This is a genomic window from Streptococcus sp. ALY_208 (assembly GCF_058314295.1).
Map to the genome: position 1 here is coordinate 37,827 of NZ_JBZFUI010000006.1, position 25,567 is coordinate 63,393.

The window sequence follows — 25,567 nt, forward strand, 5'->3', positions numbered from 1 at the left end:
TCCTTTCTTATTTACTTTTATAAGCGAGCTAACTATAAAGTTTTGTGAACAACAAAATCATCTGTAGAGTTAAGCTCGTTTATAAAAATAGGATAGTTTATTTATAAATCACTATCCTATTGATTGCTATATTTAGTGCTATTTACTTATACATGTACACCGCAATTACATGTCGCTGTCTTTAGATTACATCCCATAAGACGTCCGGTCACACAACCTGGGGTACACAAGGAATAACTTGTAATTCGCGTATTGGCTCCCGAATTCTTTTTTGATACAGACACTAAATCTAAATTAAAATCTTTTGTACTCATAATAAATTTCTCCTTTATATTTAAAATTATTGTTTTATATACTTTGCTTGTCTAAATTATCTTCAACGCCCCACCTTCTTCTTTTTGATTACTCAGTTATAACTGATGTATAAATCATAAATAAAAATGGTTATTAAATTAGCTAGCTAGACTAATTCATTAACATAGTAAATTTGTAAATTGATTAATCACTTTGCGGTCATTATCTTACCACCTAAAATCAGATTTTTTCGAAGTTTCCATATATGAAATTGATTTTTTTTTTTTTTGCACATTTGCAATTATTCTAGTTTTAGCTTTTTTAGAGGTACAATAATTTTAGGAGGATTAAGAATATGAAAAAAAGACTAATATTTATCAGCATTTGTTTACCATTTGCATTGCTATTGTTGTAGATAGAAAATAAGCTACCTTTTTACGGGCAGCTTATTTTTTTTATCTATTTTACTTTTAATAATTGCTTCAGGTTCTCTCGTAAAAAGAGGGCAACAAGCGGGTCTGCTAATTCTTCTACTTTATTGATAAATGTTTCCAACTCTTCTAATTTGGTAGTACCAGTTTCCATATGGTCAAGGAGTTTCTCATAGAAATCTATATTAATTTTAATGAATGTATCCTGAAAGCGTAATAATCCTCGTAAATGATTAATAAAATACCTTGTGTAATAGAATTCTTGCCGTTCCAACAGCACTAGTACTAAATTTTGAAGAGTCTGTTGTGAGAGGAGTCTATGACTCTCTATTGACTGATACAATTGATCACGCTCTATAAAGGCTTTTCCTAAGAAAATAAGATCTTCATTGCTTAACGCCGTCATAGTATTACCAAATATATAGATTTCATAGGTTGTCCACTCCTCAATCGCATATAAATAGTTAACCAAGACTTGCTTATCCTGGTCAGGAATCTTATAACTCTTATCTAGATTGAAAATAGCAACCTTTACCGCTAATTTATTTAGTTGATTGTAGACATCATAAACCTCATCTCCGTCAATAATATCTATCAGAGCCTTTAATCCTTCGATATCCTGCTTATTATACAGCTGTACAAACTTCCTAGAGCGTTGCATATAAACAGACTCTTGATATTGATTACTAGCATGACTGAACTCTTGAAAACTCATATGAATCCCTTCAATAGCCAGCAAAAGTTTATCTGCTGTTAACATGGTTTGTCCATTCTCAAACCTCGATAATTGGGATAGGGACAAATTTTCTCTGGCAATATCCTTTAGCTTTAAGCCACGTGCTATACGAAGATCACGATATAGTTCACCTAGCTGCATTAATTGTTCTTGGTTCATGACAAGCCTCCTTTATCATATAGATATGGTAACTATATTATAGCAAACATCATTTGCTTCTATTTGTCTATGTCGTGAACGGTCGTTATTTTACCCTGAACGGTTAAACATTCAGCAATCGTTAACTTTATTAGCCAGAAGATATATCTTTAAACTGCTTTAACTTTTTCTATCATTCCTCAACCTTTACTAAGCTCTTGTCTCACTCTTAGTATTTTTCGACTTTCTGACCCTTCCTTGCTATTAAGAATATACTGTAAGCTGTTAGGGCTAAAAGCCCTAACATCAAGTAAGGTACTGAAATTTGGTGCATATCACCGACTGATAAAAGCCCATAAACACCATTAAAGGTAATAGGAATACGGTTAACAGCAGCATGAAATAGGGCGCAGATGAGGACAGATCCTCCCGCTCGACGCAAAGCGGCTAGCCACAATGCCATAAAGAGCACACTGATAAAAAATACCAAGAAGGAATTTTGCCCTCTATCCAGCCACCACAAGGGCAGATGCTAAATCGTCCAAATCACCGCTACCAAAAACGTTGCAAGGGGAACATTGGTGATTTTTTCCAGCTCTGGCTGCAAGAAGCCACGCCAACCGGGCTCTTCATTGCCCCCGCCAATCAGGGTAATAATAATGATATTGATCACCCAATCAATCGGTAACAACCATAAAGGAGCCTGGCCGACAGGGTCACCGCCTGTTATCAAAACTGAGCTTAAGATCAGTAGGCCAATAAAGGAGAACAAAAGTTTCCAAGAGGTTTTCGTTCCTGAAAATAGAAAATGCGGAAGATCCCTCCATGTCAGATTAAGAGCCGCTTTGGCTCCTAAAAAGGGGCCAAAACTAGCTAAGGTCATCAAAGGCATAAGTATATAGCCGCTATCATAACCTAATTTCTTAAGGACAATAGCTAGCCCCAAAATCCCCAGGTCCAGGCAAATGTCCAAATTAAGTAGGTTGTAACTCGATGTTTCATAAGATTACCTCCTAGCAGTAGGCAAAAGAGAATTAATGCAATTCGGTCACGTCGCTCTCAGATTTGTCACTGATTATTTATATATAACTTTTTTATATATAGAATATACTGCTATTATTTGAAGATGTCAATATAACTATATAAACTATTTATCTATTTGAGAGGTTTACTCCAGCCAACAAATAAAAAAGAATCGTTCCTGTCTTGAAACTATTCTTTTTACCTTTAAGAAAAACTTATCTCTAGAGCTAGAAGTTCTTTCATAAAGCAAGTGTTCTACACCTCATCATCTTCAAAGATATCTGGTTGACTGGATTTTTTGAGGTCATGCTTGAGGCGCTGAATCTTGATGATTTGACCTAGAAGGAGGAGTAGGGCTAAGCAAATGACGATAGTCATTAAGGGGGTCAGTGATGACGACGCGGCGTATACAGACAATGTTAGGCCGAGAATAATCGCAGTCAACACTGCCAAAATTTCATTTAAAAATCTTCGTTTTGAAGCGCTATCTGAGTAAAGCTTGAAATCAGAATCTGTATGTCGGAAATAGCCCCAATGATTAAATTGCTCGACACAATCAGCTCCTGTCTCTTGGACAAGCTCAATGTAGTCCGCCACTTCTTTTTTACTCTTGCGGCCAAAGTAATCCAGACGATAAGTATACTGAGAGGGCTGACAAGGCTCAAAGATATAGCTATATACACCCTTGTGCTTTACAAAAGCCCAACCTTGCGCACTCATGTCATTGAGCCAATCTTCTTCTTTTTGAAAATCACCGAATCCAAAAAATTTCCTTACTTTTTTCTCCATTGTTCTTCTCCTATTTGTTCAAATGCTTATGGCCATTATCGACCAGTTCTTCCAAACGTCTGATTTCTGCTTCTAGGGCTTTTTTACCTCGTTCAGTAATCAAATATTCTTTTTTCTTGCGTTCTTTGATTTCTTCTGACACGAGGACGATCCAGCCCTTTTTTTGCAGATTGATTAGTGCCCCATAGAGCGTGCCAGCTGCCAGCTTGATGCGACCTTTGGACAGTTCCTCTACGTCCTGCATGATCCCATAGCCATGTTTTGGCTCAAGCAGTACCAGCAGGATATAGTAAACGGCTTCTGTTAATGCTTGTATTCTCATATTTCCTCCTTATATCGCCGTGCGATATATCGATTTGTGAAATAAATATATCATGCTACGATATATCTGTCAAGGATATATTTGAAAAATAATAAAAAGTGCTCTGATTAGTCAGAACACTTTTCGTATATGATTTTCTAGCTTCATTAGAAGTTTACTTCATCTGGTTTTGGTGCTTCTCCTGCTTGACCTTCGAGGGCGTCGATCACTGCCATATCGTCAGCTGTTAATTCAAAGTCGAAGACTTGGAAATTTTCAACGATACGATCTTCATGGACTGATTTTGGCAGCGGTAAGAATCCTTTTTGCAGGCTCCAGCGAAGAACGACTTGGGCAACGGTTTTATTATATTTGGCTGCTAGTTCTTTGAGGGAGTCAATGCTAAAGATTTTCCCAGTTCCAAGTGGGCTGTAAGCTTCACTGAGAATGTCATGGGCATTATTGTAAGCGACTAACTCCTTTTGTTGAACACTTGGGCTGAGGTAGATTTGGTTGATAACAGGCTTGATTTTAGCTGTTTCAAGCAGAGCATCCAAGTGGTGCTGTAAGAAGTTAGAAACACCAATAGCTTTGATTTTACCAGCTTCTACAGCTTCTTCCATGGCACGCCATGCACCAGCATTAGCTTCTTTCCAGTTATCACGGAAGGCTTTTGGATTTGGCCAGTGGATTAGGTAGAGATCCAAATAATCGCAGTCCAGCTTAGCGATAGACTCATCGATTGCAGCCTTGGCAGCTTCGTATGAGTGGTTGCTATTCCACAATTTAGTTGTAATGAAAAGCTCTTCACGAGGCACTCCAGCAGCTTTAATACCACGGCCGACAGATTCTTCATTACCATAGATGGCAGCTGTATCGATGTGACGGTAACCAGCTTCAATAGCTGCTTTTACAGAAGCTTCAGCTACATCACCATCTGGAGTTTGCCAAGTCCCAAACCCAAGGGCAGGAATTTCTTGACCATTTGATAAGGTATAATTAAACATTTATCTCTTCTCCTTTGTTGATAAGATATCAAGCTCATTAGAGGCTTGATGACCCTAATAGTATATCACTTAGAGTGAACTCCAAGGCAAGGAAAAGATATTAGCTAAATATACTCTTTCACTTACAATAGGGACTGTCTACTCTATGCTATTCATGTAAAAAAGCTGGGTAGGCCCAACTTTTTAAGCTACTTTCATTCTTTTCCTAAGGTTTATTCTTTCGCTAGGATCGCTAGCGTTTGATAAGGTTTAAGGGTGATAGTCTCTCCTAAAACATCACCATCGTAATTGCTGATTAGTACTTGTCCTTGCTGATATCGGCTAGTAAGTTCTAGGTCAATGTCTTTGCCATAGAAGTTATTGAGAACCAAAAGATGCTCGCCATTATACTGACGTTCAAAGGCATAAACCTGCTTACTGTCCTGATAGGCAGGGGAGTAAGCTCCTTCAGCGATCAGTGGCATGGTCTTGCGCAGATGGATCAGCTTTTTGTAGAAGGGGTATATCTTGCCAGACTTTTCTTTCTCCACATTAATATCTGGATAGGATCTACCGGCCCTTAACCAGGGGGTCCCAGTGCTAAAGCCAGCGTTAGCTGAACTATCCCATTGCATGGGAATGCGGGCATTATCTCTGGACTTGGCCTTGATGATCGCCAAGGCTTCATCTGGTGTTTTACCATCATCCAGCATGATTTGATAGGCATTCAGACTCTCCACATCCACATAATCTGCCATGCTATCATAGTCAGGATCGAGCATACCGATTTCCTCGCCCATGTAGATATAAGGGGTTCCACGTGATAGGTGGATACTGGCTGCCAGCATGGTTGCTCCTTCATTGCGAAAGTTTTTGGTGTCGATAAAACGGTTGAGAGCACGGGGTTGATCGTGATTATTCCAGAAGAGAGCACTCCAGCCATTACCTTTACTCATGGCTTCTCCCCAGGTATGAAAGAGCCTTTTTAGTTCTTCAAAATCAAATGGGGTGATCGTCCATTTCTGCCCGTCTTGGTAATCTACCTTGAGATGGTGAAAGTTAAAGGCCATAGAGAGTTCATGACGCTCCTCAGCTGAGTAGAGGATACAGCTGTCAATCGTGGTCGAACTCATCTCTCCCACTGTCATAATCGTATCATCCTGACCAAAGCTGGCTTCATTCATCATGCGGAGGTAATCGTGGACAATAGGCTTATCCGTATAGGCTGGCTTGCCATCATCTACTGGACAATCCACTAGGATCTCATCCTTACCAATAAGGTTGATGACATCAAAACGAAAGCCCTTAACCCCTTTGTCCCGCCAGAAATTAACAATCTTGAAAATCTCCTTGCGAACATTGGGATTGCGCCAGTTGAGATCAGCCTGGCTTTCATCAAAGAGATGGAGGTAATACTTCCCGGTATCGCCAAAAGGTGCCCAGGCAGAACCACCAAACTTGGACTGCCAGTCTGTCGGCTGATCACGAATGATGAAAAAGTCCTGATAATAGGGATCCCCAGCTAAGGCCTTTTGAAACCATTCGTGCTCTGTAGAGCAATGGTTAAACACCATATCCAACATGAAATCAATATGGTAACTCTTAGCTTTTGCAACCATCTCTTCAAAGTCTGCCATAGTCCCAAAATCTGGATTGATAGCCGTGTAATCGGACACATCATAGCCATTATCATGCTGGGGACTAGGGTAGAAAGGATTGAGCCAAATCATATCTATACCTAGATCAGCTAGATAAGGGAGTTTTTCGATCACCCCACGCAAATCACCAAAACCATCACCTGTCGTATCTTTAAAGGACTTGGGATAGATTTGATAGACCACTTTTCTTTTATCAAATGTCATGTTTTCCCCTTTTATCACAGAAAAAGATTAAGACAGGTGTCTTATCTCTTCTGTGTACAAAATAATTTTTAACTACTATTCATTTATGACTGTAAACTGTCAAACCATGTAATGATTGGTCAGATATAGTCGCCAAGCAAAGCACTTAGATAACAAACCTCTGCTGTATCTTAATAATTGCGACACTTAGAACCTACGGTCGATCATACCGAAGGTTCTAAGTTAGTAATTGGCATAGCAAACTACCATAGTAGTTTGTGTAGTAGAGCAAGACCTTAGGTCTTAGCGATACTTTGTCAATTGAACTCGCCTACCTTCCTGTGGAATTAGATAAATGTCGCTAGATTCTCAGTGAATCGTCACTCCATTTCCTAAATTCCTAATCGCTTTTTGCGTCCTTGCGACACTCCGTTTGGTTAGTCGATTTTACTAACCAAACGGAGTTAGTGGAAGAGGTAGCCAATTCACCCTAGTGATTGGCGTTTGTTATCAAGTGCAAAGCACTTAGATAACAAGCCTCTGCTGTATCTTATAGTTTACTTGCTGTTAGGAGGGCGTCACCACGTTGGACAGCATGCGGTAGACTACCTAAGGCATCTGTTTGGAAATCATTTTGGTTGGTCACAATAACCGGCGTAGAGACTGGATAGCCAGCGGCTTTGATGGTTTCAATATCAAAGCTGATGAGTTTATCGCCTGCTTTGACTTGATCTCCTTGGTTAACATGAGCAGTGAAACCTTGACCATCGAGATTAACCGTATCCATACCGATATGCATGAGCATTTCAAGGCCTTGATCCGTCACGAGGCCGACTGCATGCTTGGTTGGAAACAGAACTGAAACCGTCGCATCTACAGGCGCAATAAGCTCTCCCTCACTAGGTTCGATCATAACTCCTTGACCCATGACACCTTGAGCAAAGACTGGATCTGGAGATTGACTGAGTTCTTTGACCTCTCCTTGAAGAGGACTTTGGATATGGATCAGTGTCCCTGGCTCAACTTCTGTTGCTGCCTTGGCTTCTACAACTGCATCTACTTGAGGAGCTTTGACAGTGGCATCTTCGGTCTTGGTAAAGAGACCTACTTGACGAAAGACAACTGTCAAGATAAAAGGTACGATAACCGCAATCGCCATCAGAAGGGCAAAAACAGGAATGTATTTAGCTTGGATGGATAAGATTCCTGGAAGACCACCGATACCAATGGCGTTGGCTGTCACATTAAAGGTCGTACTGAGAAGGCCAGCTAGTGCTGAACCAATCATACCAGCGATGAAAGGATAGATATATTTCAAATTGACCCCAAAGAGAGCGGGTTCGGTAACTCCTAGATAGGCTGAGATCGCAGCAGGTAGAGAGATCTGTGCTTCACGCTCATCGTGGCGATTCATCCAGTAGTAGGAAAGAACAGCTGAACCTTGGGCGATATTGGACAGGGCAATCATTGGCCAAAGGGCTGTCCCTCCATTATCCGCAACCAGCTGGGTATCAATAGCGTTGGTCATGTGATGGAGACCAGTGATCACTAAAGGTGCATAAAGAGCTCCAAAGATAGCTCCAAAAAGCCATTTAACTGGTCCTGTCAAACCAGCCAGAACGACAAAGGAAATCCCTCTACCGATGGTCCAACCGATTGGGCCCAAAATTGTATGAGCTAAAATCAAGGCTGGCATTAGAGATAAGAAAGGGACAAAAATCATAGAGACAACTTCTGGGATATGTTTACGCCAGAAGCGTTCTAGATAGGCTAGGGATAGACCTGCTAAGAGGGCAGGTAAAACCTGAGCTTGATAGCCAACTTTCTCAACAGTAAAGAAACCGAAGTCCCAAGTCCATTTAGAAGCAATCTCAGCAGCTGGTGTTGACGCAAAGTTGTAAGCGTTGAGCAATTGGTTAGGTGAAATCAAACAGATCCCCAAGACAATTCCCAAAATTTGGCTGGTCCCCATCTTGCGGCTGACCGACCAAGTAATTCCTACTGGTAGGTATTGAAAGATCGCTTCACCCGGCAGCCAGAGGAAATCATTGATTCCATTCCAGAAGGTAGAAACTTCTATAATACTTTTACCATCAAGGGCTGACCAATGAACCCCTTCTAAGATATTGCGGAATCCCAGGATCAAACCACCAACGATAATGGCAGGCAAAATTGGTGTGAAGATCTCTGCCAGCATGGCAAAGGCACGTTGAAGGGGATTTTGATTCTTTTGGGCAGCTGATTTGGCAGCTTCCTTAGAGACACCTTCAATACCTGAGACTGCTGTGAAATCGTTGTAAAAAATAGGGACATCATTTCCGATAATAGCTTGGAACTGACCAGCATTGGTAAAGGTCCCCTTGACAGCAGGGATAGCCTCTAAACGCTTGACATCTGCCTTGCTTTCATCGTTTAAAACAAAACGCATACGGGTTGCGCAGTGTGTAACTGCAGCAATGTTGTCCTTGCCCCCGACTGCTTCTAGCATCTCGCGGGCATCTTGTTCAAATTTTCCCATGATAACTCCTTTAATCTATCAAGAAGATGGTTGTCCATCATTCTCCGAGAGGAAATAGAGAAACACAAGATTGGGCGCCTTCTTATGTTTGCGCTTTCATTTTATCCTAAGGCTATCCCTATTGACAATAAGATTCGCTAAAAAAAAGTCAGTTTTTACAGTATTTTTATCACTTGTATGGTAAAATACCTACAAGTTGTAGAGAAGGTGGACCCTTATGAAAAAATATCAAGCTATTTACAAGGAAATCGAGGCTCAGATCAACCGAGGAGTCTATCCAGTCAATGGCTATCTGCCTAGCGAAAGCCATCTAGCACAATCTTATCAGGTCAGTCGTGATACTGTTAGAAAAGCCTTGAATCTTTTGGAGCAGGCAGGTCTGATTATAAAGAAGCAAGGACGTCCCAGCCAAGTCTTGGGGCAAGAACACTTCAATTTCCCTGTCTCTCATCTGACCAGCTATCAGGAGTTGGTCCACTCACTCGGAATCCTCTCTCAAACTAGGGTCATTGGATTGGATCGCCTAATCATCGATAAAGGTCTTCACGAGGTTACAGGCCTTCCTACTGGTAGGCAGGTCTGGCGTGTGATGCGCCAGAGACGAGTTGATGGTATTGCTTCTGTCTTAGATATCGACTATCTTCTAACCGATTATGTCCACCAGATGACTGCTGATATTGCTCAAAAGTCTATTTATCATTACCTAGAAGAAGATCTTCATCTGGATATTGCTTATGCGGAAAAAGAAATTACTATTGTCCCTTTGACTGATCGCGATAAAATTTGGCTGGATATTCGTAATGAGCACCATGTTGTGTCTGTCCAGTCTAGGGTCTACCTGGCAGATGGGCAACAGTTTCAATTTACCGAAAGCCGACATCTACTTGAAAAATTCCACTTTGTCGACTATGCCCAAAGAAAAAAAGATTAAGCCATCGCTTCTGCCAATACTACAAAAACCTGCCTAGGTCTATTACCTAGGCAGGTTTTATATTTTAATTGACAGCTGGGTTGACATAAATGACTTCCCCAGTATATGGAGCAAATTGGTAAACTTTACCATCAATTGTCAGATACTGATCCTTGACTTGGACACCGTCCTTATCAAAATAATAAGTCTTGCCATCAAGCTCTAAAAAGCCGATCACTGGTGAGCCATTGTCCTTATCTAGATAATTCCATGTGCTGCCGCCATCAGGAGAGATGAAGGCTCCTTTGACTTGAGAGCCGTCAGCATTAAAGTAGACTTTTTGACCATCAATAAATTGCCAGCCAGTCAGATCTTTACCTTGGGCATCTGTATGGAACCATTGGTCCCCTTTAGCATACCAATAGCCTGGTGTCTGCGCTGAAATCTCACGAACTTCACCAGAGTTGCTATCTGCTATGTAGGTCTTACCATCTAGCGTAAAGGTTTCACCCTTGAGCTGAACACCATTATCTCGGAAATAGTAGGTCTTGCCGTTGATGGTTTGAAGACCTGTTACCATACGGCCGTTTTCACCAAAGTAATACCAGCCTCTTGGCGCTTTTTGGACAGCTCCCCAGTAAGAAATACCGTAGCCATACTGGTCTGTATCTCCTAGATAGGCAAAATCGTTAACTACCTTTTTCCCATCGCTCTTACGGAAGTAGTACTTGTGATCCTTAGTGCTATAGAGGAGATTGGTCCGAAGGGAAGGTAAACTCTTACCGATGGCATAACCCATGTACTTGGTCTCATCGATGCTGATTTGACCCTCTTTCATCACATTTCCATCTGCATCTAGATCGACACTTGATGAGTAAGGATTGTATTGCAAGCTAACTGCTGAACCGTCGCTCTTCACTTCGGTAAAGATACCGATAGCCTTGGTACTAGTCATTAGCTCTCCATTGTGATAAGCGTAATAAGAAGTTTTTGACTTGCCATCAATCGTTTCTTGAACTCTGACTCCCTTAGCCTGACGGCCATCATCGTAGAAGAAGTAGGTGTTACCATCAATGACTTGGCGTCCTGTAAGAGGTTGACCGGTTTCTGGATTGAGATAGTACCAGTCTTCTCCATTTGGTGTTACAAAACCTTGAGTAGTCTCTTTACCATTAATATCTCGGTAGGTTACTGAGTCGCTGGCTAAAGTCAACTCTCCTGTTTCACTGTTGATCGTGTAGGCTTTACCATTTCTAACAAGTGGAGCATTGGTTTGCTTTAGGATTGTCCCGTGGGCATCACCATAGTATAGTTTGCCATCTACCTCAAATAAGCCGTAGCTAACTTCTCCTGTTTGTTCATTGAGATATTTCGTATTAGGGGAATAGTCTCTTTCCTTAACAAATTGTCCCTTGACTTGGGCACCTGTTTTATCAAAGAAGTACCACTTGTTATCCACTGAGGCCCAGTTTGTAATGCGTTCATTACGGTCGTTGATGAAATAAGTCTTGTTATCTGCAGTCTTCCATCCTTGTGTTTGATCAAGGTTTGCTGTTTGGAAGGTTGCAAAATTACCCGATTTATTGATAGGGGCATTATTTACCAAGTCAGCATCTGTGCTGGTACTTGCTGGGGTTTCTTTATTTTCTTGTACAGGGGTAGGGGTTTGGAGCGCAGCCGAATTTTCAGCAGACTGATCAGCTGGAGCTTCTGATTGCGCTGTCTCTGTCACCTCTTGCTCCTCTTTTGGAGCAGCAGGTTCACTAGTAGCCGTTTCAGTCGTCGCTGTAGCTTCAACCGATTGGTTAGCAGCAGTCTGCTCTGACACTGTACTTTTAGCTGCTTGCGCCGTCTCAACAGAGTCTGCTGGAAGCGTCTCTGCCACTTCATCAGCCTGTACTAGACCACTAGATAGGCTCAAGCCAAGAGTCGTTACACCGAGAGCTACCCAATGTTTTTTGACTTTGTGCAAGGTTGTGCGTGTTTTCTTTTCCATAGAAAAACCTTCCTAAATTTTAAGAATTGTATAAAACTATACTCAATTAGTTTATCATAACCTTATAGCTGATACCACTATCTATTGTCATCTTTAATTAAATTCGACTGATTTTGTTGCAACAATGTTATTGTTTTGAAATATTAAAGCACAACTAAAGGCTCTATAACTTCCTAGGTGAGCGATAGACTCACTGGAAATTATAGAACCTTTGAATTAGCTTCGAGTGAAGGGATGATCATAAGCACTAGCATCTTGCCCAATAGCAATCATATCTGTATCTGAAACTCCCCCTGTATTTGGGTTGGTAGCACCAGCTGGAATCACAATAAAGGTTGCACCACCAATTTGATTGGGATTGTAGATCCCTGCATAATAAACACCATCATACACACCTTGAGACTGCAGACCATAGACTGTATCTGCTGATGACGCATAGGTCACCTGACCATCTGCTGTAATAGTAATGCTTTCCCCTTGATTATTAGTCCAGGTTCCAGCAATACTGCTGTAATCAGTCCCTAGGGCATTAGGATCAATACTCGATGAGGCCTTTGAGCCTTGTGTACTGCCTTTTTTGTCATTTTGTGAAGCAGAGGGTTGAGAGGATCCTTGGTTAGCAGAGGATTGTGAGCTAGATTGACTATTTTGCATATCTTGCGCCGCCTCTCCTTGCTTAGATTGACTTGTACTGGTTTCGTTTTTACTTGATTGAGAGGTAGATTTTTTGGTCGTTTGTTCAATTTTATCGGGAGCCTTGCTGGAGTCTGCCTGCTTGGTATTTTTTACATATACCAGCAACAAGACCAATAACACAGCAAGGACAAGTCCTATAATTGTATAATTTTTCTTTCTCATGATTCTTTCCTCCTTTATTTCTTAACCTGATTATACATCATGGACTTGTAATAGACAAGTATTATTTGTAATATTTTTTAAATAATTCTATAAATTTTTACGTCTAGAATTGTACAAGACTAGGTTTCACTTCTATATCCCTTCTGAACATGAAAAAAGAGAGAACTGGTTGAGTTCTCTCTAATCTATATGCCTTTCCAGCCTTTAGTGGGCAGTTGGTAAGAAATAAAAAATGCTGAACTCTGCAAAGAATTCAAGCATTTTTTATTGTAAATGTTCATCACTAATGATCGTGTCCTAATCAACTTAACGATGTAGGAAATAGAAGCCTGTTCCTGCAAGGAGCAATGTTACTGCTACAGTCAAGCTAGTCCAAAAGATGAGATTTGTAAATTGTTTAGTGTGACTATCTTTTTGTTCTACTCTCTCAATATTTTGGACTTCTGAAGCAGTGCCATGACTGCTTTCAACCATTGAAGAACCAACGGGTTGATCTTCATCAGCTTCTGCTGGAAGAGTTGGTTGACTAGCTGTTAGCGGTTTTTTTTCTGCTTCTTGCGTATCGGAGTCTTCAGTTGTTGGACTATCACCATCGCTATTCTCACGACCTGCCTTTGGTGTTTCTCCTGGGCCATCTTGAATACCTGATGATAAGTCTTTAATAGGATCTGTTAAGGCACTATTTTCAGTGTCTTCGGCAGAATTTGGTAGGGGCAATGTCTCACTCCCTGTACCAGGAATAACATTTGGATTCGGTAGGTCTGGATTTTGTCCTTGTTGATCCGAATTTGGTACTGGCGCTTGATCCGTTGTTTGTCCTTCTGGAGTCGTAGAATCTTGCGCTGGTTTATCTTCAGTTGGTTGATCTTCTGAAGGAGTTTCTGGAGTGGTTTGTTCTGTTCCCGCTGCGTTATCGGAAGGATTTGCAGGGGTCGATCCCTCAGCTGATGAATTAGATTGTCCTCCTTCATTGGCCTTTGGAGTTTCGTCTTTTGGTGTTTGCTCTGCTGGCACTTCACCACTCGGTTGATCCGTAGATGGTGCAGGAGTATCAGTTGTGGGAGTAGTAGGTTCTTGCGTTGGTGTTTCTGATGGAAGAGGAACTGCATTTCCTGCTTCCTCACCAGCTGGAGTTGATCCTACTGCAGGAAGGTCTGATGCTGGCACAGACGGTTCGTTATTATCGGTAGGGGTATCTACAGATGGAGTTCCTTCGCCTGCTGCCGGAGTTTCTGATGCAGGTTCTCCGGCTGCATCTGTTTCTTGTGTTGCTGGAGTGGTAACTTCTGAACCTGCTTCCGTTTGCGCTGGTTCTTGCTCTGCTGAAGGGGTAGCTTGGGAAGCTGGTGCTTCGGTGTTGTCTACCGGTGTTTCAACAGTTGGCGTTTCTGATGTAGGTTCTGCTTGAGACTCTTCTGAAGATGGACTTGGAGTAACAGGTGTTTCCTCAACCTCTGGAGTTGTTACAGTGGATTCGCTTGTTGATCCTTCTTCAGGAGTCGTTGTAGCTTGCGAACCAGATTCAGTTTGTACTGGTTGTTCTGTTGATGGGGTAGCTTGGGAAGCTGGCGCTTCGGTGTTGTCTACCGGTGTTTCAACAGTTGGCATTTCTGATGAAGTATTTGATTCAGGTGATGCTTCCTCAACGGCTGGGGCTTGTTCCCCTGTTGTTCCTTCTTCTGGGATCGTTGGGGATACAACTTCTGAATTAGGATCTGCTTGTCCTGATTGGTCTGCTGCAGGAGTTTCAGACGTTTGATCACCTGTTGCATCTGTTTCTTGTCCTGCTGGACTGGTAGCTTCTGAGCCTGTCTCAGTTTGTGCTGGTTGCTCAGTTGATGGGGCTGTTTCCTCAACAACTGGATTTTCTGCTACCGGCTCAGTTTGACTTGCTTCTGATGTTGGGTTTTGTTCAGCTGGTGCTGGGGATTCTGTTGTAGATGTCTCCTCAGTCGCTGGAACTGTCGTTAGGGCAGGCTTAGCGATGGCAAGACCTGTTTTTTCCGTATTGTTTGTTAAATTAACCCCTGAAACGGCTGACATGTCAGGATAGTCTGTCGTGTTGGTGTTAATCAGACGATTATTGTAGACATTGATGTTGTACAAAGGTGCCTTATCAGCAAAGAAGTCCATGGACGGTTTTTGATTTCCGTAGATATCAAATGTTGTCCCTGTATTTAAAAGATAATTATCATGGATATTGATTCCCTTGCCATCCTTGTTGGCAGAAAAATCATAGCCTGGGAAAGTTGTATTAACACGGATTCCTGATCCGAGGTAAAAGTCTTTAATAAGGTTGTTTTTGACTTCGTGGTCTTTACCACCAAAGAAGCCTATACCAGCTGCGCGCCATCCAAGCTCGACAGTGTTGTCAGTAAAGGTGTTATTTTCCGCTATGCTAGCATCACCGTTTTGACTTGCCCATGAAGCCAAACCATCGTCTCCGTTACCACGGATACTAGAATTTCTAACGATGGAGTTTTTAGTTCCTTGGGCAAAGTTGACACCGTCGGCAAAGTTGTTACGTAGGCGTACATTGTAAACTTCGAGGTTGTCAGTAGATTTTCGATGTTCAGATGTATAATCTCCCATCCAGATCCCAACTTCAAAGTGCTCTGCCCAAACATCATGGATTTTTGAGCCAAAGCCTGCTGCACCTGCAAAGGCTTTATAGTTAGCTTTTTCTTTGAAGCGGTCTGTCAGGTTTGAATCCATGTAAACGTCACTAAATTCGACATTATTGACATTAGGATCAAATTCAAATCCTCCGCCACCGATTTCATTTTTGGTGAAGTGAAGGTTAGTGTACCACATACCCGCACCAGAAATCTTGACGTTAGGATATCTTAACATCACTTTGCGGTCCAAGTTGAAAGTCCCCTGAGGGATGTAAACCACACGGTTTTCATTGCGATTATTCGCTTCTGCGAGGGCAGCCTCAAAGGCAGTAGAGTAGTCATCCCCATGTTCAGGTCTATGGAAGTCTTGAATATTGAGGGCATTCTCAGGTTGCGCTTTAGGTCCATCAACCTGCTCTAACTCAAGGAAGTCCAGGCCAATCACGTTGTTACGGCGGTTGACGATTGTGACAACATCACCCTTCTGAAGGGTTACCCCATCTAAGAGAAAGTGAGTTTCATCAAAACGAAAACGTGTCTTGATAGCCTGAGTTCCTGGGGACATAAATTGATAGTCCGGTTCAGTTTGAACGCCTGCTTGAGCAGCTTCTGCACTGTTGTAAGCTTGATTTCCAGCGATGTATTGCCATGATGATTCGGATGACAGTTGTGTATTTTTGACGGTTTGTCCATTAACAAGCACATCCACATTACCAGTTTGACCATCTGGTACGCTATAGCGCATAGTTACTCCGTTAGCAGGTGCTTGAACGGTGAAGGAAACCGCTGAACCATCAGTTGGCAACTCCACATACTTATGCTCTGATGAGAAGGCAGCTGTTTCGTTAGGATCTAAACTGTCTTTAACTTCTGCACCGTTTTCAAGCTGGGCAGCATCTGCTTCATAACGTGTATAAGGCATGTTTGTCGCACCATATTGCGATGGATCCGCATCGGGATCTACTGGTGTCGATGTTTCTACCTGATTTTCTGTCTGAGCTGGTGCCACTTGTGTTTCGTCAGCCGGCATTGACTCTTGGGGCTGACTTTCTGACACATTGCTAGCAATTGAAGACGTATCCGTCACTTCATCTGCATTAACCTTGACATTCAAAGTGGTTACAGCTGAAAGTCCCAAAAGGACTGCTAGCATTCTCTTGCCTTTCTTCGAAATCATAAATCCTCTTTCCTTGTTTGCCGATTTTTTAGAAATCGGCTTAATAAAGACTAAATTCATCCCTAATAACTAAGCAATTCTTCAATTAAGATCAGCTCTTTGGTATTACTGCTTATCCATTTTTACGTTTGGCAAAGGCTCCAATAATACCAGCTGTAACAAGTCCAATAGCAGAAGCAGCGCCTGCAAGGATCAACAGTGGGGACTTAAGAGCTGTCGCACCAGCTGACTCTACAGTTTTAACGTCTTTTTCTTTGTGAGCACTTGCTTTAGGCTCAGTTTTAGACTGCGCTTGTTCTGGAATAGACACTTGATCTTCCTCTTGGACTGATCTTTTGACAGCTTTACGCTTAGTTGCTTTTTTAGCGTTCACGTTATTAGTAGTAGAAGCAGATTTAGCTTCTGACTTAGCTGACATTGCTGGCAGTTCAACAACAACGGATTTTATCTCTACTACTTGATCCCCCGCATTAGTAGCTTGGTAGGCTTGGGCAATAGATGATAGTGTTGCTGCCATTGCTTGTGTTTGCTCTACAAGAGCTGTTAAGGGACTTGCTTGTTTTTGAGCCTTATCATTGCTTGATGCTTTATTTGGCTTAGTCTCAGGTGCTGTTGCTTTTTCAACTGTGTCCGTTGCCTCTAGCTCTGGAGTTGATGCTTGCTCCTGGTTATCTGTTGCTTTTTCAATTTCAGATACCTCTGGTTTAGCAGGTGTCTGATCTTGAGCTGGTTCTTCAACAGCTGGAACAGCAGATGAAGAGTCTTCAGTTGTTACAGGTTGATCAGTTACTATTTCTGGCACTTCAGGTCTTGTTGCTTCTGAACCTGTCTCAGTTTGGGTTGCTTGATCTGGAGCTGCTGGAGCTTGATCTACCGCTGGGGTTGTTGCCTCTGGTGAGACTTCATCTGTGGCTGGAGTTTGTGCTCCTTCAGCAGATGGGGTAGTATCAGGAGTCGTCGCTTCGTCTGAAGCAGCTTCTGCTGGTACTTCAGGTCTTGTTGCTTCTGAACCTGTCTCAGTTTGAGCTGATTGATCTGGAGCTTCTGAAGCTGGAGCTACAACTGGTGCTGTAGTTTCTTCTGGTGAGACTTCATCTGCAGCTGGAGTTTGTGCCCCTTCAGCAGATGGGGTAGTATCAGGAGTCGTCGCTTCGTCTGAAGCAGCTTCTGCTGGTACTTCAGGCGTTGTTGCTTCTGAACCTGTCTCAGTTTGAGCTGATTGATCTGGAGCTGCTGGAGCTTGATCTACCGCTGGGGTTGTTGCCTCTGGAGTTACAGGAGAAACAGCTTCTGAATCTTGCTCAGCTGGTGCTGTTTGATCAGCGGATGGTGCTGTTTCAGTAACAGGTGCCTGGGGCTCGTCTTTAGTCACTTCCACAACTGGAGCTTCAGTTTGTGTACTTTCAGCATTTGAAATGTAGATAACATTCCATAATGTCAATTCTGGGACAGTGATAGAAAGAACAAGATTACCATTTTCATCTGTCTCTACTGTTGCTGCAACTTTTTGCATCCTTGATTTTGACCAGTCATCTGGAGAAACCACGTAAGTTTGATTAGCCATACGTTGAGCTTCAGCCATGCTGCTAACATCAGTCAAGGTATATTTAACCGTAAGATCTTTTTGAGCATCCGGTGTTTTATTAGCTTCTGTACCATCCTCATTTTTCCAATCAGAATTGATACCCATCAGGTTAAGCATTTGAACGGTACGGAAATTATTTCCTTTTTTACCGTAAGTCCAAACTTGATGACCGTTAATACCGATGCCATCAGTGGAAAGAACGTTACCACTAGCATCATAAGTGTCAACAGTAGCTTCGTCGTTTTCAACACCATCACGCAGGATATTTTCATAAGCAGTGATAAACTGCTGATAGTCATTATTTTTGCGACTCAAGCGGTCTGAAACCTTGAGGCTTTGAGTAGGGTAGTAGGCTGTTTCGAGAACACCCACACCATCAGCATTGCGGTTGTTAGCAACCGCTGCCAATGACATGTGATAACCTCCTGCAGCAGCGATTGAAGCAGTTGTTAAAAGGACAGCATCATCTTGGAAGAACCCTTTTGTTGGATCAGTTTTACCAGCTTCCACATCACGAGCGGAACCGTTGATAGGCACATTGATATCGTTACCGTTATCATCTTTGCTCTTTTCGTATTTTGGCTCTTCCATGTAAGCTCCGATAATAGCAGATTTACCAGTGGCTTTACGGATTTGGTCTACACGGGCTTTGAGATCGCCATATTCTGTTTGACTGCGTTTGTTTTCGTTCGTACTTAGAGCAGAGCCTCCAAAAGGCCACAACTCATTGTAGATAACATCTTGATTGCCGTCTTTTAAGCGGTCAATTTGTTCACCGTTAACATCGTTAAGGGTCAGGTAGAAGTCTTTTCCTTCATGACCAGATGCTTTATATTTGTCATTAATGATGCCACGTACGGCATTTAAGAATTCTGCATAACCTTCTGTCAGCCAGAATTGATCGGCTTCATTGGTGCTTCCTCTATGAGAAGCATCTGTTACAAGGTTATCACCGATTGTATCTCCTTGCCAGCCATCAAAGTTACCATTGATCATCGCCTCAGCCATAGCATTAGCAATGAAAGCTTGCCATTCAGGAGATTTGGGGTTGTAGTAGTTTTGAAGTGGTGTGCCATCAATGATGTACTGCATCACTTCACCAATCTTGCCGTAACCGTGCTCCTCACCATTTTGAGTATTGTAGACATAATGCTGATCAGCATTTGCTAGAAGACCGCCATTTTGAGCATCACGAGTTGCTTCTGCCAAAATCATATTATAGAGCATGGCTTTAGCGCCACCTTGGTGAACTTGATCGACAATATCCTTAACGGCTTGTGTATCAATTTCAGAATGGCTCCATGTATTCCATAATTGTTGGAAGTGTTCTGTATCTGGGAATGGATCGGTTGGTGTGTTGTAAACATCGTAGAAGAAGTATGAATTGATATTCATATTCTTCATTTTTTCAAGTGCATTTTTGTATTTAGCAGCATCCTTGCTTAAAAGACTGTTGCTGTTCATTTGAGAACCCCCAACGACACCATAGCGTGGGAATTTAGTCCAGTCTTTTTCATAAGCAACTGCACGGTTTAGCTCACTCAAAACAGCTCCTTGGCTGTCAGAAACTTTAAAGTTGAGGAGGTAACCTTTATCGATTTGGAATTTGTCTGCAGGCAGAGTGACATCACCTTCTTGCATCTTATAAGTTTCTCCTGCTTGCAGGTTTTTTGTGAAATTATAAGTAGCAATCTTATCATTGAGGTGGTATACCTCTGTGCTAAGCGTGATGTCTTGCGCTGCGTCTGTCGTATTTGTGAAATCTACATAAAGCTTAACATCTTCACCTTCTTGGTAGCTAGCTTTATCAGTGTTAACGTCAGCAATAGCTGTACCTGTTTGAGAATCAACAATGGATTTAGAAGTGTTGTTCTCAACGTCGTAAAAATCATTGTAACGCGCATCTTCAGGATTTGGTGCTTCTTGAATAGTAGCAATATCCTTAGGACGGTAGTTTTCAGCTACTTGTGACTCTGTAGCAACTGTGGATGCTGCTGCATCAGTGTTAGCAGTTGTTGTTAAGTCTGTTGGAGCTGTTTCCACCTGAAGCGCATTAGACGAACTTGGTGTTACTTCATTTGCAGTTGTAGAAACTTGCTGAGTTGCCGCTTCTGTCTGAGGAGCGTTTGTAGCTGCTACCTCATCTGCTTTTGCAACTTGTCCATTGGCATCTGCCATCATGGCAAAAGCAAGAAGTAAAGCAGCGCTTGGGAGAGTAAACTTTTTGTGTTTCACGTTCCTAAATTCCTTTTCTATTGTTTTTTGTAAATTGATTAGAACTAGCGATCAAGAGCTAGAACAAAAAGAAGTCAGTGTGTATTGTACTGGAATCAGCTCAAAACACAACCCGTATTCTAACAAACACTTTCTAAAAATTACCCAAAACCTAACCTAATCCTCCCTTAAAAAGAGACCCTATTTCTGAACACAAAAAAAGCTAGTCTATTGAAAAACTAGCTTTTTAGTATTTGCATAAAACTTAAAACTCGCTGCATATTTCTTTTATATTACAATTATTAGACAGTTTGTTAATTGAAATATTTCAACTGTTCAATCAAAGTTAATAAATCCCTTGAAATCAATGTTTTCAAAGCATTTCTTGAGTATCTAGTAGAATGGTCACAGGACCATCATTGGTCAATGTTACTTGCATATCAGCGCCAAATATTCCTGTTTGGACTGAAAGCCATTCAGCCAACTGACTATTGAAAGCATCATAAAGATGGCTTGCCTTTTGAGGTGAAGCCGCATCCGTGAAAGCCGGGCGATTGCCTTTTTTGACATTGGCAAAGAGGGTAAATTGTGAAATCGATAAAATTTGACCGCCGATATCTTTTACAGATAAGTTCATTTTCCCAGCTTGATCGGGAAATATCCGCATATTCACAATCTTTCTAACAGCATACTCAATATCTGCTTTATCATCATTAGGGGCAATGCCCACAAACAAAAGTAAACCGCGATCAATTCGACCGACGGTTTTAGCATTAATCTCCACTTTTGCATTTTTTACTTTTTGCAAAACAATTTTCATAAAACTGGTACCTTACTTGGGAGTTTTCTTTAAATTATTAGGGTTTTAGGGTCCTTTTAGGATCGTTTTAGCCATTTGTCCGTTTAACCGAATAGACATCAGGAATTACTTTTATTTTATCCACAACTGTTGTTAAAGCTGTTAGATTAGGGATTTTGAAACTAATATGGATAGTTGCAAACTTCATATCCTTGGTAGGCTGGGCATTGACTGTCGAAATACTCTTGGTTTGATTCGATATAATCTGCAAGACATCATTCAAAAGACCTGAGCGATTGAGCCCATAAATATCAATTTCAGCCAAGTAGTCTGTGCCTAGATTACTGGTATCGTCCCAGGCTACTTCGATCAAACGTTGCTCATAGCCTTCTTGACTCTTAATATTGTGGCAATCTGATCGATGGATAGCTACGCCTCGTCCCTTAGTAATGTATCCCTCAATAGGATCTCCTGGAACAGGATTGCAACATTTGGCGATGCGCATGAGCAAGCCAGATGACCCCTGGATGATGACACCATTTTCACTCTTTACCTTGAGGACATTTTTATTCTCATGCTTGACTTCGCCGCCCTTCATCAATTCTTCCGCTTCAGCCTTAGCTTTGGCACGTTCTTCCTCTCGGCGCTCTTTTTCTGTCAGACGATTGTAGACTGAAGCAGGATTGATTTCACCAAATCCGATAGCTGCATAAAGAGCCTCTTCATTACGTACACTGAGGCGAGGAAGAATTTCTTCTATATGCTTCTTATCCAAGTATCTATTAGCAACGCTGCCTTGTTCTTGGAAGTAAGCCACTAAGAGGTCACGTCCCTTACTGATGGACATTTCCCTGTCTTGATTTTTAAAGAATTGGCGAATTTTATTCCTGGCCTTGGTTGTCTTAACCAGTTTGATCCAATCTCGGCTAGGTCCAAAGGAATTGCTATTGGTTACAATTTCGACAACATCACCTGTCTTAAGTTTTGCGGTTAAGGGAACCATACGTCCATTAACCTTGGCACCGACGGCTTTTTCACCCACTTGCGTGTGAATAGCATAAGCAAAATCAATAGGACCAGAATCCTTAGGTAATTCTTGGACATCTCCAGATGGGGTAAAGACATAAATCCGCTCTGAAAAGATATCTTCTTTTACGGAATCGACAAATTCTTGAGCATTGCCGTTGGAGCCAGCTTGTAATTCGACTAGGTCTTGGATCCAATTCATCCCAATAGCCGATTCGCTAGGATCTACCTTATTGGTAATTCCTTTTTTATAAGCCCAATGAGCTGCAACCCCATATTCAGCAACATCATGCATTTCTTGGGTACGAATTTGAATTTCGATAGGACCTGTAGGGCCATAAACCGTTGTATGGATTGATTGGTAACCATTCGATTTAGGGTTGGCAATGTAATCCTTGAAGCGACCAGGCATTGGCCGCCAAAGTTCGTGGATATAGCCTAACATAGCATAGACATCACTCGGAGTATCCATAATACAGCGTATAGCAATTAGGTCATAAATCTGATCAAAGCGTTTTTTCTTGTCATGCATCTTCCGATAAATCGAGTAAATATGCTTTGGACGGCCATAAACCTTACCTATAAGTCCTTGTTTTTGGGTATACTTTTCTATTTTAGCAACAATTTCTTCTACCAAAGACTCACGCTCACGGCGTTTTTCACTCATCATATGAGATATACGGTAGAATTCCACCTCATTCAGATAACGAAAAGCTAGATCTTCTAGTTCCCACTTGATGGCACTGATCCCTAGGCGGTGAGCAAGGGGGGCATAAATCTCCATGGTTTCACGTGAAATCCGTCTTTGTTTATCAGGACGTAAATGTTTTAGGGTACGCATATTGTGGAGGCGGTCAGCTAACTTGACTAAAATAACACGAATATCCTTAGACATGGCCATAAGCATCTTGCGATGATTTTCGGCTAATTGCTCTTCATGTGATTTGTACTCGACCTTACCAAGTTTTGTAACCCCATCGACGATCTGGCGAATATTAAGGCCAAACTCTGCCTCCAAGTCATCTAAGGTCGCTTCAGTATCTTCCACAACATCATGCAAAAAGCCACATGCGACGGTTACAGAATCCAACTGGAGATCAGCCAAAATCCCAGCTACCTGAATAGGATGTATGATATAAGGCTCACCTGAGCGACGCTTTTGCTCCTTATGAGCCTCGGTTGCGTACTCCAATGCTTTTTGTACTAGGTCAGCATCCTCTGACGTCAAATAAGTACGAACTTTTTCAACGACTTCGGGACCTGTGACATTAGGTTTCTCTGCCATAAGCTTACCCCTCACTTGATTATTGACTTCATTTTAACACTTTTCATAAGGGAATAAAAGATGAACACCCTTATGAAAGTCCTTAGTAAAAGGTCTCAAAAGTTCTGGAATCGAACCTTTCACAATACGAATCTTTTCTTTTTGACTGTAAACACACCATAAACCACTACCAAAAACTTTTATGAGTTTTGGGGATCAGAATCAGATATATGAAGAAACATTGGTATTCACCATAACTTCCTCATCGCTAAAAATCCTAATACCTTTCATTTCGGTATAAAATAATGGACAAAGATCAGTAAACTGTGAAGGGATCACGGTTTACTGATCTTTGTCCTACTCTATTTACGGTTCATTTCTAATTCATAACTGATAGCACTCAAGGCATATAGGGGAGCTGTTTCAGTTCGCATAATACGAGGCCCCAATCCTACACTTAAACCTCCTGCTTGTTCAAAAATTTCAATTTCTTTGGGTGAGATTCCACCTTCCGGTCCAAATATTAATAGGAGCTTATCAGATGACCTAACCTTTGCTAATTCCTGTGCTAGAATAGCCAACTCCCCTGACTTAGCTACCTCTTCATAGGCAATAAAAATCTTGTCAAAATCTGAGAGATGGGCTAAGAAATCCGCCTGTTTTTCAAATAGTTGAACTTTAGGAACATAATTGCGCTTGGACTGTTGGGCTGCACCTAAGGCAATTTTGGTTAACTTTTCTTCTTTTTTTGCTAATTTCTTTTTATCCCATTTGGTTACAGACCATTCAGCCGGATAAGCCCAGATGGCGCTGGCACCTAACTCGGTCGCTTTTTGAGTGATCATATCCAGCTTATCTCCCTTAGGAAAGCCAGAGGCGATTGTCACTTGAACAGGTAATTCTACCCAATCAGGCAAGACTTTGAGAAGCTCAAAGCTATGACTATCTCGGTCTAAAACTTTAGCCAAATGCTTGATACCGTCTTCAAAAACTAGTATAAGCTCATCATCTTGGTTTAAGCGCATGACTTGAAACATATGTTTTAGGGTATCCTTATCCGTAATAGTGACCGGATTTTGGGGGGATCCTTTGACAAAATATTGTTGCATTTAGCCTCCAATCACACCTGAAATATCAGCTGTTTTCTTAAAGATACAAGCATGCCACTCTCCTTGAATCATGTGGGTCTCTAAAAAGAATCCTGCTTTCTCAGCAGATTGCTCAACCATTTCCCATTTCTCTGATATAATTCCAGACATGATCAAGTACCCTTCATCCTTAACCAAGCGATAAGCATCATCTGTCAGATTAATGAGGATATCCGCTAAAATATTGGCGACAATAACATCAGCCTCTTGCTCAACTCCCTTGAGGAGATCACCAGGGGCCACCTGAATACTATCAGTATTGGGATTGAGGTCAATATTTTCTTGCGCCACGCGCACAGCTACTTCATCTAAATCATAAGCGTAAATGTCTTTAGCACCTAGCAAGGCACTAGCAATGGAGAGAACTCCTGATCCTGTTCCGACATCAAGAACTGTCTCACCGCCACGCAGGACTTGCTCCAAGGCATAAAGGCTCATTTTGGTTGTTGGATGGGTCCCTGTCCCAAAAGCCATACCCGGATCTAGGCGAATAATTTTTTCATCCTTGCTTGGTTTATAGTCTGTCCAACTAGGAACAATGGTCAAATCGTGGGTGATACGGGTCGGCTCATAGTATTTCTTCCAATTTTCAGCCCAATCTTCCTCAGCTAATTCCTGTGTTTCAAGTGAAACCTGACCAGTCTTTAACCCAAAATCCGTTAAGTCCTCTAGACTCTGGGATACTGTCTTAGTGAGCGCTGCCATATCAACATTTTCTGGGTAGTAGGCGGTGATCTTTACGGTGTCAGACTGAGCAACTTCAGGGAAAAGCTCTCCATACTTACCAACAGGGCCCAGATAATCCGCTGTATCTTCAATGGCTACACCTTGACTGCCCGATTCGATCAAAATATTGGTAGCCGCTTCCTCAGCCTCTCGATCAACTGTGATCGTTAACTCTTGCCACTTGTCCAT

General features: G+C 41.8%; 18 protein-coding genes. 1 reads left to right on the plus strand and 17 read right to left on the minus strand.

Annotated elements, in window-relative coordinates; all coding sequences use genetic code 11:
* Window positions 1-146: 146 nt before the first annotated feature.
* From AC4HAI_RS06785 to treP, 9 genes are all read right to left on the minus strand, one after another.
* Window positions 147-314, minus strand: a complete 168-nt coding sequence (locus AC4HAI_RS06785; protein ID WP_491110979.1) for a gallidermin/nisin family lantibiotic — start codon at window positions 312-314, stop codon at window positions 147-149.
* 439 nt (window positions 315-753) lie between these two features.
* Window positions 754-1,620: an Rgg/GadR/MutR family transcriptional regulator gene (locus tag AC4HAI_RS06790; RefSeq protein ID WP_491110980.1), complete on the minus strand. Its 867-nt coding sequence runs from the start codon at window positions 1,618-1,620 to the stop codon at window positions 754-756.
* 208 nt (window positions 1,621-1,828) lie between these two features.
* Window positions 1,829-2,062 carry a hypothetical protein gene (locus tag AC4HAI_RS06795; protein ID WP_491110981.1) on the minus strand — a complete coding sequence of 78 codons (234 nt, stop codon included), beginning with the start codon at window positions 2,060-2,062 and terminating at the stop codon, window positions 1,829-1,831.
* A gap of 69 nt (window positions 2,063-2,131) precedes the next feature.
* Window positions 2,132-2,572 (minus strand): CPBP family glutamic-type intramembrane protease, encoded by a 441-nt coding sequence (locus tag AC4HAI_RS06800; protein ID WP_491110983.1) that lies wholly within the window; start codon window positions 2,570-2,572, stop codon window positions 2,132-2,134.
* A gap of 305 nt (window positions 2,573-2,877) precedes the next feature.
* Entirely contained in the window at window positions 2,878-3,411 is a 534-nt protein-coding gene (locus AC4HAI_RS06805) for a DUF2812 domain-containing protein (RefSeq protein WP_491110985.1), read from the minus strand.
* 10 nt (window positions 3,412-3,421) lie between these two features.
* A complete protein-coding gene (locus tag AC4HAI_RS06810; protein WP_491110987.1) occupies window positions 3,422-3,733 on the minus strand; it encodes a PadR family transcriptional regulator in 312 nt (103 codons plus the stop codon).
* Between the two features lie 146 nt (window positions 3,734-3,879).
* Entirely contained in the window at window positions 3,880-4,719 is an 840-nt protein-coding gene (locus tag AC4HAI_RS06815) for an aldo/keto reductase (RefSeq protein ID WP_491110989.1), read from the minus strand.
* Window positions 4,720-4,931: 212 nt separating this feature from the next.
* Complete coding sequence (gene treC / locus AC4HAI_RS06820) at window positions 4,932-6,560, minus strand: alpha,alpha-phosphotrehalase (protein ID WP_491110990.1); 1,629 nt, start codon at window positions 6,558-6,560, stop codon at window positions 4,932-4,934.
* A gap of 529 nt (window positions 6,561-7,089) precedes the next feature.
* Window positions 7,090-9,057, minus strand: a complete 1,968-nt coding sequence (treP, locus tag AC4HAI_RS06825; protein WP_491110991.1) for a PTS system trehalose-specific EIIBC component — start codon at window positions 9,055-9,057, stop codon at window positions 7,090-7,092.
* A 217-nt stretch (window positions 9,058-9,274) separates the two neighbouring features.
* On the opposite strand from treP, the gene treR reads away from it, so the two are divergent.
* Window positions 9,275-9,988 (plus strand): trehalose operon repressor, encoded by a 714-nt coding sequence (gene treR / locus AC4HAI_RS06830; protein WP_491078611.1) that lies wholly within the window; start codon window positions 9,275-9,277, stop codon window positions 9,986-9,988.
* A 64-nt stretch (window positions 9,989-10,052) separates the two neighbouring features.
* Here the strand turns inward: treR and AC4HAI_RS06835 are convergent, their stop codons facing one another.
* The 8 genes from AC4HAI_RS06835 to prmA all read right to left on the minus strand — a co-directional run bounded on the left by AC4HAI_RS06835 (window position 10,053) and on the right by prmA (window position 25,567).
* The gene (locus AC4HAI_RS06835; RefSeq protein WP_491110992.1) at window positions 10,053-11,963 is read right to left on the minus strand and encodes a KxYKxGKxW signal peptide domain-containing protein; all 1,911 of its coding nucleotides are present in this window, start codon (window positions 11,961-11,963) and stop codon (window positions 10,053-10,055) included.
* Between the two features lie 216 nt (window positions 11,964-12,179).
* Window positions 12,180-12,821, minus strand: a complete 642-nt coding sequence (locus tag AC4HAI_RS06840; RefSeq protein WP_491110994.1) for a DUF6287 domain-containing protein — start codon at window positions 12,819-12,821, stop codon at window positions 12,180-12,182.
* A gap of 306 nt (window positions 12,822-13,127) precedes the next feature.
* Window positions 13,128-16,616 carry a glycosyl hydrolase family 28-related protein gene (locus AC4HAI_RS06845; RefSeq protein ID WP_491110995.1) on the minus strand — a complete coding sequence of 1,163 codons (3,489 nt, stop codon included), beginning with the start codon at window positions 16,614-16,616 and terminating at the stop codon, window positions 13,128-13,130.
* 112 nt (window positions 16,617-16,728) lie between these two features.
* Window positions 16,729-20,436: a glycoside hydrolase family 66 protein gene (locus tag AC4HAI_RS06850; RefSeq protein WP_491110996.1), complete on the minus strand. Its 3,708-nt coding sequence runs from the start codon at window positions 20,434-20,436 to the stop codon at window positions 16,729-16,731.
* A gap of 352 nt (window positions 20,437-20,788) precedes the next feature.
* Window positions 20,789-21,235 carry a D-aminoacyl-tRNA deacylase gene (gene dtd / locus AC4HAI_RS06855; RefSeq protein WP_491110997.1) on the minus strand — a complete coding sequence of 149 codons (447 nt, stop codon included), beginning with the start codon at window positions 21,233-21,235 and terminating at the stop codon, window positions 20,789-20,791.
* 67 nt (window positions 21,236-21,302) lie between these two features.
* The gene (locus AC4HAI_RS06860; protein ID WP_491078617.1) at window positions 21,303-23,525 is read right to left on the minus strand and encodes a RelA/SpoT family protein; all 2,223 of its coding nucleotides are present in this window, start codon (window positions 23,523-23,525) and stop codon (window positions 21,303-21,305) included.
* 341 nt (window positions 23,526-23,866) lie between these two features.
* A complete protein-coding gene (locus AC4HAI_RS06865; protein WP_491078618.1) occupies window positions 23,867-24,613 on the minus strand; it encodes a 16S rRNA (uracil(1498)-N(3))-methyltransferase in 747 nt (248 codons plus the stop codon).
* Window positions 24,614-25,567 carry a 50S ribosomal protein L11 methyltransferase gene (gene prmA, locus AC4HAI_RS06870; RefSeq protein ID WP_491078619.1) on the minus strand — a complete coding sequence of 318 codons (954 nt, stop codon included), beginning with the start codon at window positions 25,565-25,567 and terminating at the stop codon, window positions 24,614-24,616. It abuts the gene before it with no gap.